A 12,991-nucleotide genomic window follows, 5' to 3' on the forward strand; every position below is an offset into this window, starting at 1 on the left:
GATTTCAATAAAAGGCGATATGCATGACCTATTGAAAAAATCGGATCTCGTTGTGGATTGCACCCCTAAAAAAATTGCGGCTCAAAATGTTGCGATTTATAAAGAACAAAATATCAAATTTATTCTACACGGCGGCGAAAAGCATGAAACCACAGGCCATTCTTTTAGTGCAGAAAACAATTATCAATCGGCTTTAAACTTGGATGCGACAAGAGTTGTTTCCTGCAACACCACCTCTATTTTAAGAACTTTGACCGCGTTAAAAAGAGCCAATTTATTGGATTATGCCAGAGGCACTTTATTAAGAAGAGCTACAGATCCTTGGGAAAGCCATCTCGGTGGGATTATGAACACTATGGTTCCTGAAAGAGATATTCCAAGCCATCAAGGTCCTGACGCGCAAAGTGTCGATCCTGATTTGGATGTCATCACTACCGCAATAAAGGTGCCTCAAACCCTAAGCCATTTGCACTACTGGAACGTGAAATTAAAAAAACAAGCCTCGAAAGAAGAAGTATTGAACGCTTTCAAAACGTCCAGTCGCATCAAACTAATTCAATATGACCAAGGCTTGGTTTCAAACAATACCATCAAAGAAATGTTCTTGGATATGGGAAGACCTTGGGGCGATATGTACGAAGTAGCCCTTTGGGAAGATATGCTAAAAGTAGTGGGCGATGAACTTTTTTATGCTTACGTGGTGGATAACCAAGCCATTGTAATCCCAGAAACAATCGATGCCATTAGAGCTCTTACAGAAATTGAAACAGATGCCGCAAAATCTATCGCTAAAACCAATGAGAGTTTAGGAATTTATTAATTGTTTATAAAATGAAACATCCATTATTAATTTTTAAACACACAGCGGAATGACTAATTGGATGTTCCATATGTCCTTTAAAAAACAAATATTATAGACAGATGAAAACAAACATAAATATTACAGAACTTTTAGGAGAAAAAGCGTCCTTCTATTTAGACCACGTTTGTGAAAAAATAACCAAGGATGAATTGCAAACCCCCAGCAAGAGCAGTCTTGACAAGGTGTTTGGCAATAGCAACAGGAATCCACAGGTACTGCGAAGTCTAGTCCAATTGTACAACCACGGAAATTTGGGAGGTACAGGCTACTTAAGCATCCTTCCAGTAGACCAAGGGATTGAGCATAGCGCAGCCTTTTCATTCTATAAAAATCCTGATTATTTTGACCCCGAGAATATTATAAAATTGGCGATGGAAGCCGGCTGCAATGGCGTGGCTTCCACCTTTGGGGTATTGGGATTGAATGCCCGAAAATACGCCCATAAAATCCCCTTTATCGTAAAGATCAACCACAACGAGTTGCTCACTTATCCCAGCAAGTATGACCAAACCTTATTTGGAAAAGTTAAAAATGCGTGGGATATGGGAGCCGTTGCCGTGGGTGCCACCATCTATTTTGGTTCCAAGGAAAGCAACAGACAGCTTAAAGAAATAGCTGAAGCTTTTGAAGAAGCCCATAATTTAGGTATGGCAACCATCCTTTGGTGCTATTTGCGCAACGAAGCATTCAAAACTGAAAAAGAAGATTACCACACAGCAGCAGATTTAACTGGGCAGGCAAATCATATAGGAGTAACTATACAGGCAGACATCATTAAGCAGAAATTGCCGACAAACAACTTTGGTTTTAAAGATATCGGTTTTGGCAAATTTGATGATGCGATGTATGAAGCGTTAACCACAGACCATCCCATTGACCTATGCAGGTTACAGGTAGCGAATTGCTATATGGGAAAAATAGGATTGATAAATTCTGGTGGTGGTTCTAAAGGGGAGTCTGATTTAGCTGATGCGATAACGACAGCAGTTATCAATAAAAGAGCTGGCGGTTCTGGTTTGATAATGGGAAGAAAGGCGTTTCAAAAACCATTTGGCGAAGGGGTTGAATTAATCAAAGCCGTACAAAATGTCTATTTGGATAATACCATCACTATTGCTTAACTAACAAACAGTTTAAAATTAAATTATAATAATGTCATTATTATTCATAGCCATATTAATCTTTTTTCCTGTTGTCGCAATAGCAGGCTATCAACACTATAAAATTATTAAGCAACCAGCCTTTGATGTCAATAAATCGCTCTTGAACTATGAAATAATAGGTTCTGGCGAAAACAAACTCGTTCTGTTACACGGTTTAACAGGCTCTTTAAATTATTGGAAACGTGATTTAAAAGATATAACAAAAACACATTCGTTGCTTCTAATAGATCTTCTCGGATTTGGGGATTCGCCAAAACCAAAAAGCAATTATACGCTTTCTATTCAATTGGACGCTGTTAAAATGATACTCAAAAAAGAAGGCTTCAATGATGGAAAGACGATTATTGGAGGACATTCTATGGGTGCAATAATATCATTGGCACTATTAGAAAAGCAGCCAACTTGGTTCAAGGCTGGAATATTTATAAACATACCTGTTTACAAGGATGCAAATGAATTTAAAAAAATTATGTCCACACATTCCTTTGTGGATAGAATGACATCAAGTAAACTCTCTAAATACATTTGTATGATTCATCCCATTTTTATGTCGCGTGCATTTAAACCGGATAACCTTACCGATGATGTTTATGAAGATGCAAAAAAGCATCATTGGATGAGTTATTATTATTCGCTTACAGAAGTCATCTTGGAAACAGATTTATATGCGATTGCAAAGAAAATTAAGGATAAAGACGTGCTTTTTATTCACGGAGAAAAAGACAAGACTGCACCTTTAGAGAATGTCTTAAAATTATCAAGGGAATTTAAAAACGCAAAAATAATTATTTCCCCCGAAGGAGACCATCAGTTCTTTCTGATAGAAGCAGAATTTGTTTGGAACACAATTCAAGACTTTACTATTTCTGAAAAAAATTTACAAAAAGCCATAGCTAATGAGTACGAGTAAAATCAAACATATAGACGTATTTATATCTGGAGCCAATAGCTCGGAAATGAATGCTGCACTTTAATAAATAGTCTTTAGAAATTATTATGGAAAGATCTTGTTGGGCAAAGAATAAATATAATTGAGAAGATCCAAAATAAACACAGAAACAATGGAACATACTATTCAGATTAATACCGCAATACCAATAGAAAAATTAGGGATCCTACTTAGTCCCACTAAATTGGAATTTGAAAACTACGGCGTATTGAATCCAGGAATATTTCAAGAAGGGCAAGATGTGCATATCTTTTACCGCGCTGTGGAAGATGGCAACTTTTCCACCATAGGATATGCCAAGTCCAAAGGACCGGAAACAATTGTTGAAAGGCTTGAACACCCTATTATTTACCGCGATTTAGACACTGAAAAGCACGGCGTGGAAGATGCGCGTATCGTTAAAATTGAAGATACTTTTTATTTAACCTATACGGCCTACGATGGTGCAAATGCTTTGGGAGCAGTGGCCACTTCCAAAGACATGAAACATTTCGAGAAAAAAGGAATCATTACCCCACCTATAAATTATATGGAATATAAATTCCATTTAGAGCATTGCAATCAGGATAAGCTCAATCCAAAATATTACCATTACTACAACCTTTTTGCTGAAATAGGCGTAGTAGCAGAAAAACACAGGCTCTTGCGAGACAAGGATGTTGTGCTCTTCCCCAGAAAGATAAACAACAAGTTTGTAATGCTACACCGTATATGGCCGGGAATTCAAATCTTAAGGTTTGAAAAATGGGAGAACCTAACCAAAGACTTTTGGGTGGATTATATAAGGAACCTTACCGATCATATTCTTATAGACCCTTGTTATGATTTTGAAGTGAATTATCTGGGAGCCGGCTGTCCTCCCATAGAAACAGAAGATGGCTGGCTTATGATTTACCACGGCGTTTGCGAAACCACCATCGGAAAAACGTATCACGCAGCTGCCGCGCTATTGGATATCAATGACCCTTCAAAAGTAATCGGGAGGTTGCCCTATCCCCTATTCTCCCCTTCAGAAGATTGGGAACTGAAAGGCGTGGTGAACCACGTGGTATTCCCAACGGGGACAGCTTTGTTTGGCGACGATCTCCATATCTATTACGGGGCGGCAGATAAGCATATTGCAGTGGCCAAGGTAAGCCTTAAACGTTTATTGGGTGAGTTAAAAAAGACCGTAAAATCATGAAAACATTTAAAAATTCACAATAGAAGACAACCCTAAAGTCGAAAAAAAAGCATAAACAATGGTTCCAGAAAATTCATATCTCTTAACAATCAATGGCGGTTCTTCCAGCATCAAATTCGCTGTATATGGCATGGATATTAAGTTGGATAAAATGATTTCGGGAGAAATAAAAAGAATTGGTCTGGACAATCCTGAATTTATCATTACCAATATTCTCACCAATGAGAAAAATGAAATCAAAATAGAGGGAACAAATTTCAAAGAAGCGGCAGAGATTTTACTGGAATGGTTAAAAGAACAAGAATTTTTTGAAGCCATTAAATGTATCGGGCATCGCATTGTTCATGGCCTAGGGCACACACATCCTGAAATTATTGATGATAACCTTGTAAAGGAGTTGTATAAAATAAGTAATTACGATCCCAATCATCTTCCTGCGGAAATTGCAATGATTGAATTGTTCAAAAGACAATTTCCGAAATTATTACAGGTAGCCTGTTTTGATACATCCTTCCACACAACCCTACCTAAAATTGCAAAGACGTTTGCCCTTCCAAAGAAATATTATGATGAAGGTGTCAAGCGCTATGGATTTCATGGCATTTCATATAGCTATTTAATGGATGAATTAAGAAAGAATGATAAAACTGAAGCTAAGGGGCGAATTATCCTTGCCCACCTTGGCAACGGAGCCAGTCTTGCAGCAGTTAAAAATGGTAAATGTCTGGACACCTCAATGGGCTTTACACCTGCAGGCGGTTTAGTAATGAGTACCAGAAGCGGAGATCTGGATCCAAGCGTAGCCTGGTATTTAATGCAGAACGGGATGAGCGCGGAGACATTTAATGCCCTGATCAACCAAAAATCCGGTCTTCTTGGCATATCGGGCCTTAGCTCTAACATGCAGGACCTGCTCCAAAAGGAAAAGAACAATAAAGATGCTGCCTTGGCCATTGAAATTTTCTGTTATCAAATCAAAAAATACATCGGTGCTTACACTGCAGCCTTGGAGGGCCTTGATACCTTGGTTTTCTCCGGCGGCATTGGTGAAAATGCACCGCTGATACGATCACGCATCTGTAAAGGTTTTGAGTACCTCGGAATTGAAATTGATGAAGAAGAAAACAAAAAAAATGCAACTATTATTTCAACAATAAACAGTAAAGTGACAGTGCTTGTAATTCCAACTGATGAAGAAATAATGATTGCACGGGACACACGAAAGCTTTTTATAAATGCGCAATTAAATACTTAATTAAAAAATGAAATCATGGAAAAACAGTCATTCGATACAGAAGGGAATTTATCTGAAGATCTATTGCAAAAAATAAATGCCTATTGGCGAGCAGCAAATTATCTCTCCGTTGGTCAGATTTATTTATGGGACAATCCCTTGATGCAAAAACCTTTAAAACCTGAACATATTAAACCAATGTTACTTGGTCATTGGGGCACTACGCCCGGACAGAACTTTATTTATGTTCACTTAAACCGAATCATAAAAAAGTATGACCTTGATATGATCTACATTTCAGGTCCTGGCCACGGCGGGCCTGCAATTGTAGGCAATGTTTACCTTGAGGGCACTTACAGTGAGGTGTACCCGCATATAAGCCAGGATGAGGAAGGCTTAAGAAAACTCTTTACGCAATTTTCATTTCCCGGAGGAATACCCAGCCATGTTTCGCCTGAATGCCCAGGCTCTATCCATGAAGGTGGGGAATTAGGTTATTCGCTCAGCCATGCTTTCGGTGCTGCTTTTGATAATCCTGACTTAATTGTTTCCTGTGTAATTGGAGATGGCGAGGCTGAAACAGGTCCATTGGCGACCGCCTGGCATTCAAATAAATTTTTAAACCCGGTTAGCGATGGCGCGGTGCTCCCCATCCTTCACCTTAATGGATATAAAATCGCCAACCCCACAATTCTTGCCCGCATTGGAGATGTGGAACTAGAGCAACTTTTTTTAGGGTATGGATGGAAACCGTATCTTATTGAAGGTGATGACCCAATGGAGATGCATCAAAAAATGGCAGTTTTACTGGATAAGGTTATAGAAGAAATAAAGCAGATAAAACAAAATGCTGCAAAAAACAAAGATGCAGAACGTCCGCAATGGCCAATGATTATTTTGAAAACACCCAAAGGATGGACAGGCCCTAAATTTATAGATGGTTTGCCAGTAGAAAATCATTTTAGATCACATCAGGTTCCGTTGTCCGATGCCGCAAGTAATCCAGAACACTTAAAACAATTGGAAGATTGGTTTAAAAGCTATAAACCCGAAGAGCTTTTTGATAAAGAAGGGAAGCTCTTGTCTGATTTGGCCAATCTGGCACCTCAAGGTAAGCAACGAATGGGCGCCAACCCACATGCCAATGGAGGCCTTTTGCTAAAAAATCTTCACATACCCGATTTTCGGGAATACGGTGTTGATCTTTTGCGTGGAGAAATGGGAAACGGCGATACTCGTATTCTGGGAGAGTTTGCCAGGGACATTATCAAATTGAATCAGTCACAACGGAATTTCCGGATCTTTGGACCGGATGAAACACTTTCAAACCGTTTAAATTCCGTTTTCGAGGCAACTAACAGGCAATGGGAAGCGGATACCCTAGAAACAGATGAATTTCTTAAAAAGGAAGGCCGAGTGATGGAGATGCTCAGCGAACACCAATGCGAAGGCTGGCTGGAAGGTTACTTACTAACTGGAAGGCATGGTCTTTTTAATTGCTATGAAGCTTTTATTCATATTATTGACAGCATGTTTAACCAGCATGCAAAGTGGCTAAAGGTAACTTCAGAGTTGCCATGGCGAAGAAACATTGCTTCTCTCAATATTCTCTTGGCATCGCACGTTTGGCGCCAGGACCATAATGGTTTTACGCATCAGGATCCCGGGTTTCTGGATGTAGTTCTGAATAAAAAAGCATCGGTCGTGCGGGTTTATTTGCCACCCGATGCCAATTGCTTGTTATCTGTAATGGATCATTGTTTCCGCAGCAAGCATTATATAAATGTAATAGTGGCCGGCAAACATCCTGCGCCGCAGTGGTTAAGTATGGATGAAGCTGTAATACATTGTACGAAAGGGATTGGTATATGGGAATGGGCAAGCAATGACAGGGATGTAGAACCAGATGTAGTGATGGCCTGTGCAGGCGACGTGCCTACATTGGAAACCCTTGCCGCAGTTTCCATTCTTCGCGAAAAATTACCCCATCTGAAAGTGCGTGTGGTAAACGTTGTCGATCTGATGAAACTACAGCGGGAGACAGCACATCCTCATGGATTAAACGATGCCGATTTTGATATGCTATTCACAAAAAACAAGCCTGTAATATTCGCTTTTCACGGGTATCCTTGGCTTATCCATCGACTTACCTACAACCGCACCAACCATGGCAATATCCATGTAAGAGGGTATAAGGAAGAGGGCACTATAACAACTGCCTTTGATATGACTGTACTGAACGATATGGATCGTTTTCACTTGGTACAAGATGTTCTGGATCGCCTACCGAACTTGGGCGACCCAGTAGCCTATCTAAAACAGGAAATGCAGGACAAGTTGATCGAGCACAAATATTTCATCCGAAAGAACGGTATTGATATGCCCGAAATTAGAAACTGGAAATGGGAAAACTAAAAAGCATCTTTTAACAATTCATTAATTTTCACTGCCATCCGAAAGTCTAAAATAAAAAGTGCCTGAGAATCCCTTATTTTTGTTTTGCGAAAAAAAATAATTTTATGGGACTTTTCAGGCGAAACAAAAATATTAAAAAACCAGTTATTCGACAAATTATTGACCTTGTTCCTCGATGGATGATTAAGTCTTGTGCTAAAACACACAAGTCAGATAAGGGGTGTAGTAAATACAAGACTTACGACCAATTTGTTGCTTTAACTTACGGACAGCTAAATAAATGTTACACATTAAACGATATTTCCACTGGGATCGGGGTTAGTGAGACTTTTATTGCGGATTTAGGCTTAACTCAAAGTCCAGCAAGATCTACGATGAGTGATAGCCATAAAAAACGGGATTGGAAAGTATTTGAATCCTTGTACTACAAGATCTTAAATCATTATGAGCGGGTTTTGAAAAATGAATCTCAACGCCGTATTATTGCCGAAATTAAAGACCAGACCATAAAACTGATTGATAGCACCACGATCAGCCTATGTTTAAACATGTTTGATTGGGCAAAGTTTCGGACAGCAAAAGGTGGATTAAAAATACATACCTGTTGGGATGACAATTTGCAGATTCCCGACTTAGTCAACATAACCGAAGCCAAAACACATGACCGCTATGGTATTGGTCAGTTGATCTTTAAAAAAGGGACAATAGTTGTTGAAGATAGAGGCTATTTTGATTTTTCCTTAATGCTCACACGTATTCGTGCCGAGAATGTTTTTGTTACTAGAATCAAGACAAACACAGTATATCAAACCGTACTGGAACTAGATCTGCCCGACAACGAAGATCAAGATATTATAAAAGATGAAATTATTGTTTTGACCAGCAACAAAGCCTTAGAGACAGGCATTAACGAGCACCAATTAAGATTAGTACATGTTTACAAGCAAGATGAAAACAAGGTTATTGAAATAATAACCAATAATTTAGAATGGTCGGCCAGAACCATAGCTGACCTCTACAAAAAGAGATGGGATATAGAATTATTTTTCAAGGCAATGAAACAAAATCTACAAATAAAAACATTCTTAGGCACAAGTGAAAATGCGGTTAAATCGCAAATTTACATTGCTCTGATTAGTTATCTATTGGTAGAATTGATTAATAGAACAATAGCAAAGAAGACCAAGTCCTTCTCCAATTTGGTTGAAAAAATCAGAATCTGCCTAGTTTATTATCTAAGTTTAGATTATGTGTGCAATGAAATTGGAAATGGAGCTAAAAGAATAAGATCAGAACCGAAATTAGAATTCAGTTCTGACTTATTTTCAGCATAATTATGTAATAACAATCTGTTTATAGGGGATGCCAAGTGTTATTTGAGTTTTTGCCAAAACTTTCGGATAGCAATGATTAATTTTAAAATAAGGTCTAAATCAAAAATTGATATAAAAACAAAACACTATGAAAAACATACTAGTACCCACCGACTTCTCTGAAAACTGCAACAAGGCAGCAGAACTCGGAATTAAATTAGCTAAACTTTATAATTCCGAAATCCATTTTTTTCATTTAATGACAACCCCAGTTGACTGGGTAAAGTTGGATCAACAAAAGGAAATACTGTATCCCGAAACAGTAAAACAAATAGGTAGCGCTAAAGCTGCCCTGAGAGAACTGGATAAAAAAGCAGAACGACAAGGGTTAAAAAGTAGAACCTTCTTGGAATTTGATGGCGGACAAGCCAATATCCTTAAACATTCGGGTCATTTCCACCACGATTTTATAGTCACGGGAAGTAGCGGCACTCGAGGCAGAGTACGTGAATTACTGGGAAGTAACGTCGAAAAAATAGTGAGAAGAGCCGATGTTCCAGTAATTGTTGTTAAGCATCAAGAGGTATCCTTCCCGTTCAAGGATATCGTTTTTGTTTCAGATTTTAAGGAAGATCTAAGCGATGCATTTAAACACGTTATTTCTATTGCTGAAAAATGCGGTGCTCATATCCACTTATTAAGGATCAATACTGAAACAGACTTTAATAGTATTGGGCAAGGTCTAGACCCTATTAAGGAGTTCGTGAAAAAATTCCCCGATTTAGATAACTACTCAATGAATGTATATAATGAGACTAACGTAGAAACAGGTATCAACAATTTTTTACAGTATAAGGATGCCGATTTGATCGCTATGTGTACTAGCGGACGAACAGGGTTTTTAAGCCTGTTCTCCAAAAGTATCGCAGAAGGTGTAACCAATCATTCCGAATTGCCTGTGATGACCATTAAAGTATAACGATGAACAAATCAGTCCTAATAAAAAAGTATTCCGGTGAACTTCAGGCATTTGATGTCAACAAACTCATCAACTCCTTACGCCGTTCAAAAGCAGAGGAAGACATTGTTCAGGATATAGCCCGCAAGATACAAGAGCAACTCGAAGAAGGAATGACCACCAAAAAAATCTATCAATTGGCATTCAAGATGCTAAAAGCTAAATCCAGAGTAAGTGCCTCAAAATACAAACTCAAAAAAGCCTTGATGGAACTGGGTCCAACAGGTTTTCCTTTTGAAAACCTTGTGGGAAAATTATATGCGCACGAAGGATATACAACAAAAGTGGGTGTGACTTTACAGGGGAATTGTGTCCAACACGAAATAGATGTGATGGCGCAAAAAGATAACAAACATTATATGATTGAATGTAAATATCACAGCGATCAAAGAAGAACTTGTAATGTGAAAATCCCACTCTATATCCAGTCTAGATTTTTGGATGTTAAAACGAAGTGGGAACATCAAAAAGGCCACGAATCTAAACTTCATAAAGGAGGTGTGTACACCAATACACGATTTACAACAGATGCGGTGCAATACGGTAAGTGTGTGGGGTTGTTATTGACAAGTTGGGATTATCCAAAGGGAAATGGACTTAAAGAACGCATAGATAAGTCTGGCTTCCACCCACTAACCGCTTTAACAACGCTCACAAAAGCCGAAAAAATAAAATTATTGGATAAAGGCATTGTGCTTTGCAAAGAGCTTCACGAAAACCCAATGCTATTACACCAGATAGGAATTAGTGAAAAGAGACATAAAAAAGTTTTAGAAGATTCTGAAGCACTTTGTAAAAGTGCTTCATGAATAATGATAAAAAAAGTAGCAATCCTAAAAACAAAACTTATGAAAACTGAAGGATTAAAATCACAGCACAGCATAGATTTAGAGCCATTTTACCAAGCATTGGAAGATGACCCAAAACTACTTGAAGAGACACTTGAAATATTATTGGGGATGGTAAACTTCGAGCCTGAAGCTATAAAGAAGTTAGCGCTTTTTATCAAAGAAGACTCCCGTAATCTATATAATGAAATAGCGGAATTAAGCAACTCGAAACAAGACAAAGGAAGCATGTCTTCTTGTTGTGGTGGACAATAAACAAATACAATAAAATGAACAACAATAAAATAAACATCCACTTTTTGGGCGCAGCAGGTACAGTAACCGGCTCAAAATATTTAGTGGACACAGGAGAGAGAAAAATACTCATTGACTGCGGACTATTCCAAGGATTGAAAGAATTACGGCTTAAAAACTGGGAATATCCACCCGTGAAAGTTTCAGAAATTGACGCAGTATTGCTTACTCACGGCCATTTGGACCACACAGGTTATCTACCGCGATTAGTAAAACAAGGATTTAATGGTCCCATCTACGGTACCAATCCTACCTTGGATATCGCTAAAATCATTTTGAACGATAGCGGAAAAATTCAGGAGCAAGAAGCGGAACGTGCCAATAAGGAAGGTTATTCCAAACACAGTCCGGCAGAACCATTGTACGATTTAAAGGATGTAGAAAAAACCATCCCACATTTTAAGGGTGTTCCTCAATCACAGTGGATTCCGTTATTTGATGGTATCAAGGCACGATTTCAGTATAACGGACATATCCTTGGTGCAACTTTCATCGAATTGGATGTACACGGAAAACGTTTTGTTTTTTCGGGCGATATTGGAAGAACCAATGATTTATTACTCTATCCACCCCTGCAACCTAAAAAAGCCGATGTACTTTTTATTGAATCTACTTATGGTGGAAGGTTTCATCCAGATGAATTTGAAGCAATCCCACAAATTGAAAAATTGGTCAAAGACACCATTAAGAGAGGGGGCAGTCTATTTATCCCAAGTTTTTCAGTAGAACGTGCCCAACTGATGATGCTGATTTTTTGGGAATTATTGAAAGAAAGGAGAATACCAAGAGTACAAATGATAATGGATAGCCCAATGGGCGCTAGTGTATTGGAATTGTTTCATCAAACAAGGGATTGGCACAGATTGGAAGCCAATGAATGTGAAGAAATGTGTTCCCACTTTACGGTCGTGAGCAGTTATCGCGAAACTATGGAATTGCGAACTGATAATAAGCCAAAAATCGTAATCGCAGGAAGTGGAATGCTTACAGGTGGCAGAATGCTCAACTATCTCGAAACGCAGGCGCAAAATTCAAACAACACCCTGCTTTTTGTTGGCTATCAAGCTGAAGGTACTCGTGGTAGAAAATTACTGGAAGGCGAAAAAGAATTAAAAGTATATGGCAAATGGGTGCCATTTAATATGGAGGTTGCAAATATCGAAGGCCTTTCGGCACACGCAGACCACGCTGAACTTATAGCTTGGATGAGCAAAATAAAAAACAAACCATCACGAATTTTTATTGTGCACGGAGAAAAAGAAGGTGCGGAAGCACTTCAAAATGGAATAAAAGAAACCTATGGATGGGATGCGGAAATACCACAGCTATACAGTATAGAAAATGTATAACTCTTTAATCAACTAAAATGGAAACGAAAGGAGCAAACACCAATTGGCATGTGATAACTGGTGGTCCGAGCACTGGAAAAACTACCGTGATAAATATGTTGGCTGAAAGAGGTCATAAAACAACCATTGAACACGCGAGGCACTATATAGACACTATGCGTATTGAAGGACATACGGTTGAAGAAATAAGGAACAATAAAAGGCAATTTCAATTAGGAGTTCTGGATATGCAAATAGAACAAGAAGCCGCAATCCAGCCTCAAGATTTGGTTTTCTTGGATAGGGCGATTCCAGATGCTATGGCATACTATCAATTTTTAATGCTTGATTATGATGAGAAACTGCTCAACGCAGTTAAGAATA

The 12,991-nt window shown here is 38.6% G+C and carries 12 protein-coding genes; all 12 read left to right on the forward strand.

All coding sequences use genetic code 11. The features are described 5' to 3' along the window. Positions 1-820: type II glyceraldehyde-3-phosphate dehydrogenase (locus tag VLZ86_RS05210; protein ID WP_325449435.1), on the forward strand; the 820-nt coding region annotated here is incomplete at its 5' end. A 101-nt stretch (positions 821-921) separates the two neighbouring features. Beyond that, positions 922-1,983: a class I fructose-bisphosphate aldolase gene (locus tag VLZ86_RS05215; protein ID WP_325449437.1), complete on the forward strand. Its 1,062-nt coding sequence runs from the start codon at positions 922-924 to the stop codon at positions 1,981-1,983. 31 nt (positions 1,984-2,014) lie between these two features. Further along, positions 2,015-2,935, forward strand: coding sequence for an alpha/beta hydrolase (locus tag VLZ86_RS05220; RefSeq protein WP_325449439.1), 921 nt, complete (start codon positions 2,015-2,017; stop codon positions 2,933-2,935). Between the two features lie 151 nt (positions 2,936-3,086). After that, positions 3,087-4,157, forward strand: a complete 1,071-nt coding sequence (locus VLZ86_RS05225) for a pesticidal protein Cry7Aa (RefSeq protein WP_325449440.1) — start codon at positions 3,087-3,089, stop codon at positions 4,155-4,157. Positions 4,158-4,215: 58 nt separating this feature from the next. Next, entirely contained in the window at positions 4,216-5,412 is a 1,197-nt protein-coding gene (locus VLZ86_RS05230) for an acetate/propionate family kinase (RefSeq protein WP_325449442.1), read from the forward strand. Positions 5,413-5,427: 15 nt separating this feature from the next. Next, positions 5,428-7,806, forward strand: a complete 2,379-nt coding sequence (locus VLZ86_RS05235; RefSeq protein WP_325449444.1) for a phosphoketolase family protein — start codon at positions 5,428-5,430, stop codon at positions 7,804-7,806. 104 nt (positions 7,807-7,910) lie between these two features. After that, positions 7,911-9,140, forward strand: coding sequence for an IS4 family transposase (locus VLZ86_RS05240; protein WP_325449446.1), 1,230 nt, complete (start codon positions 7,911-7,913; stop codon positions 9,138-9,140). 127 nt (positions 9,141-9,267) lie between these two features. After that, positions 9,268-10,098 carry a universal stress protein gene (locus VLZ86_RS05245; RefSeq protein WP_325449448.1) on the forward strand — a complete coding sequence of 277 codons (831 nt, stop codon included), beginning with the start codon at positions 9,268-9,270 and terminating at the stop codon, positions 10,096-10,098. Between the two features lie 2 nt (positions 10,099-10,100). Continuing rightward, a complete protein-coding gene (locus VLZ86_RS05250; protein ID WP_325449450.1) occupies positions 10,101-10,946 on the forward strand; it encodes a restriction endonuclease in 846 nt (281 codons plus the stop codon). A 39-nt stretch (positions 10,947-10,985) separates the two neighbouring features. After that, entirely contained in the window at positions 10,986-11,240 is a 255-nt protein-coding gene (locus VLZ86_RS05255) for a hypothetical protein (protein ID WP_325449452.1), read from the forward strand. Between the two features lie 14 nt (positions 11,241-11,254). After that, entirely contained in the window at positions 11,255-12,628 is a 1,374-nt protein-coding gene (locus VLZ86_RS05260) for an MBL fold metallo-hydrolase (protein WP_325449454.1), read from the forward strand. A gap of 17 nt (positions 12,629-12,645) precedes the next feature. Further along, positions 12,646-12,991 (forward strand): ATP-binding protein (locus VLZ86_RS05265; protein ID WP_325449456.1); only part of this gene is annotated, 346 nt, incomplete at its 3' end.

Origin of the sequence: Gelidibacter sp. (assembly GCF_035515035.1) — a bacterium.
Taxonomy (GTDB): Bacteria; Bacteroidota; Bacteroidia; order Flavobacteriales; family Flavobacteriaceae; genus Gelidibacter.

Bases quoted from the DNA above. Each gene is read 5' to 3' on its own strand.
- VLZ86_RS05245 (WP_325449448.1), top strand. From the start codon at position 9,268: ATGAAAAACATACTAGTACCCACCGACTTCTCTGAAAACTGCAACAAG.
- VLZ86_RS05250 (WP_325449450.1), top strand. From the start codon at position 10,101: ATGAACAAATCAGTCCTAATAAAAAAGTATTCCGGTGAACTTCAGGCA.
- VLZ86_RS05260 (WP_325449454.1), top strand. From the start codon at position 11,255: ATGAACAACAATAAAATAAACATCCACTTTTTGGGCGCAGCAGGTACA.
- VLZ86_RS05240 (WP_325449446.1), top strand. From the start codon at position 7,911: ATGGGACTTTTCAGGCGAAACAAAAATATTAAAAAACCAGTTATTCGA.
- VLZ86_RS05255 (WP_325449452.1), top strand. From the start codon at position 10,986: ATGAAAACTGAAGGATTAAAATCACAGCACAGCATAGATTTAGAGCCA.
- VLZ86_RS05215 (WP_325449437.1), top strand. From the start codon at position 922: ATGAAAACAAACATAAATATTACAGAACTTTTAGGAGAAAAAGCGTCC.
- VLZ86_RS05225 (WP_325449440.1), top strand. From the start codon at position 3,087: ATGGAACATACTATTCAGATTAATACCGCAATACCAATAGAAAAATTA.
- VLZ86_RS05235 (WP_325449444.1), top strand. From the start codon at position 5,428: ATGGAAAAACAGTCATTCGATACAGAAGGGAATTTATCTGAAGATCTA.
- VLZ86_RS05230 (WP_325449442.1), top strand. From the start codon at position 4,216: ATGGTTCCAGAAAATTCATATCTCTTAACAATCAATGGCGGTTCTTCC.
- VLZ86_RS05220 (WP_325449439.1), top strand. From the start codon at position 2,015: ATGTCATTATTATTCATAGCCATATTAATCTTTTTTCCTGTTGTCGCA.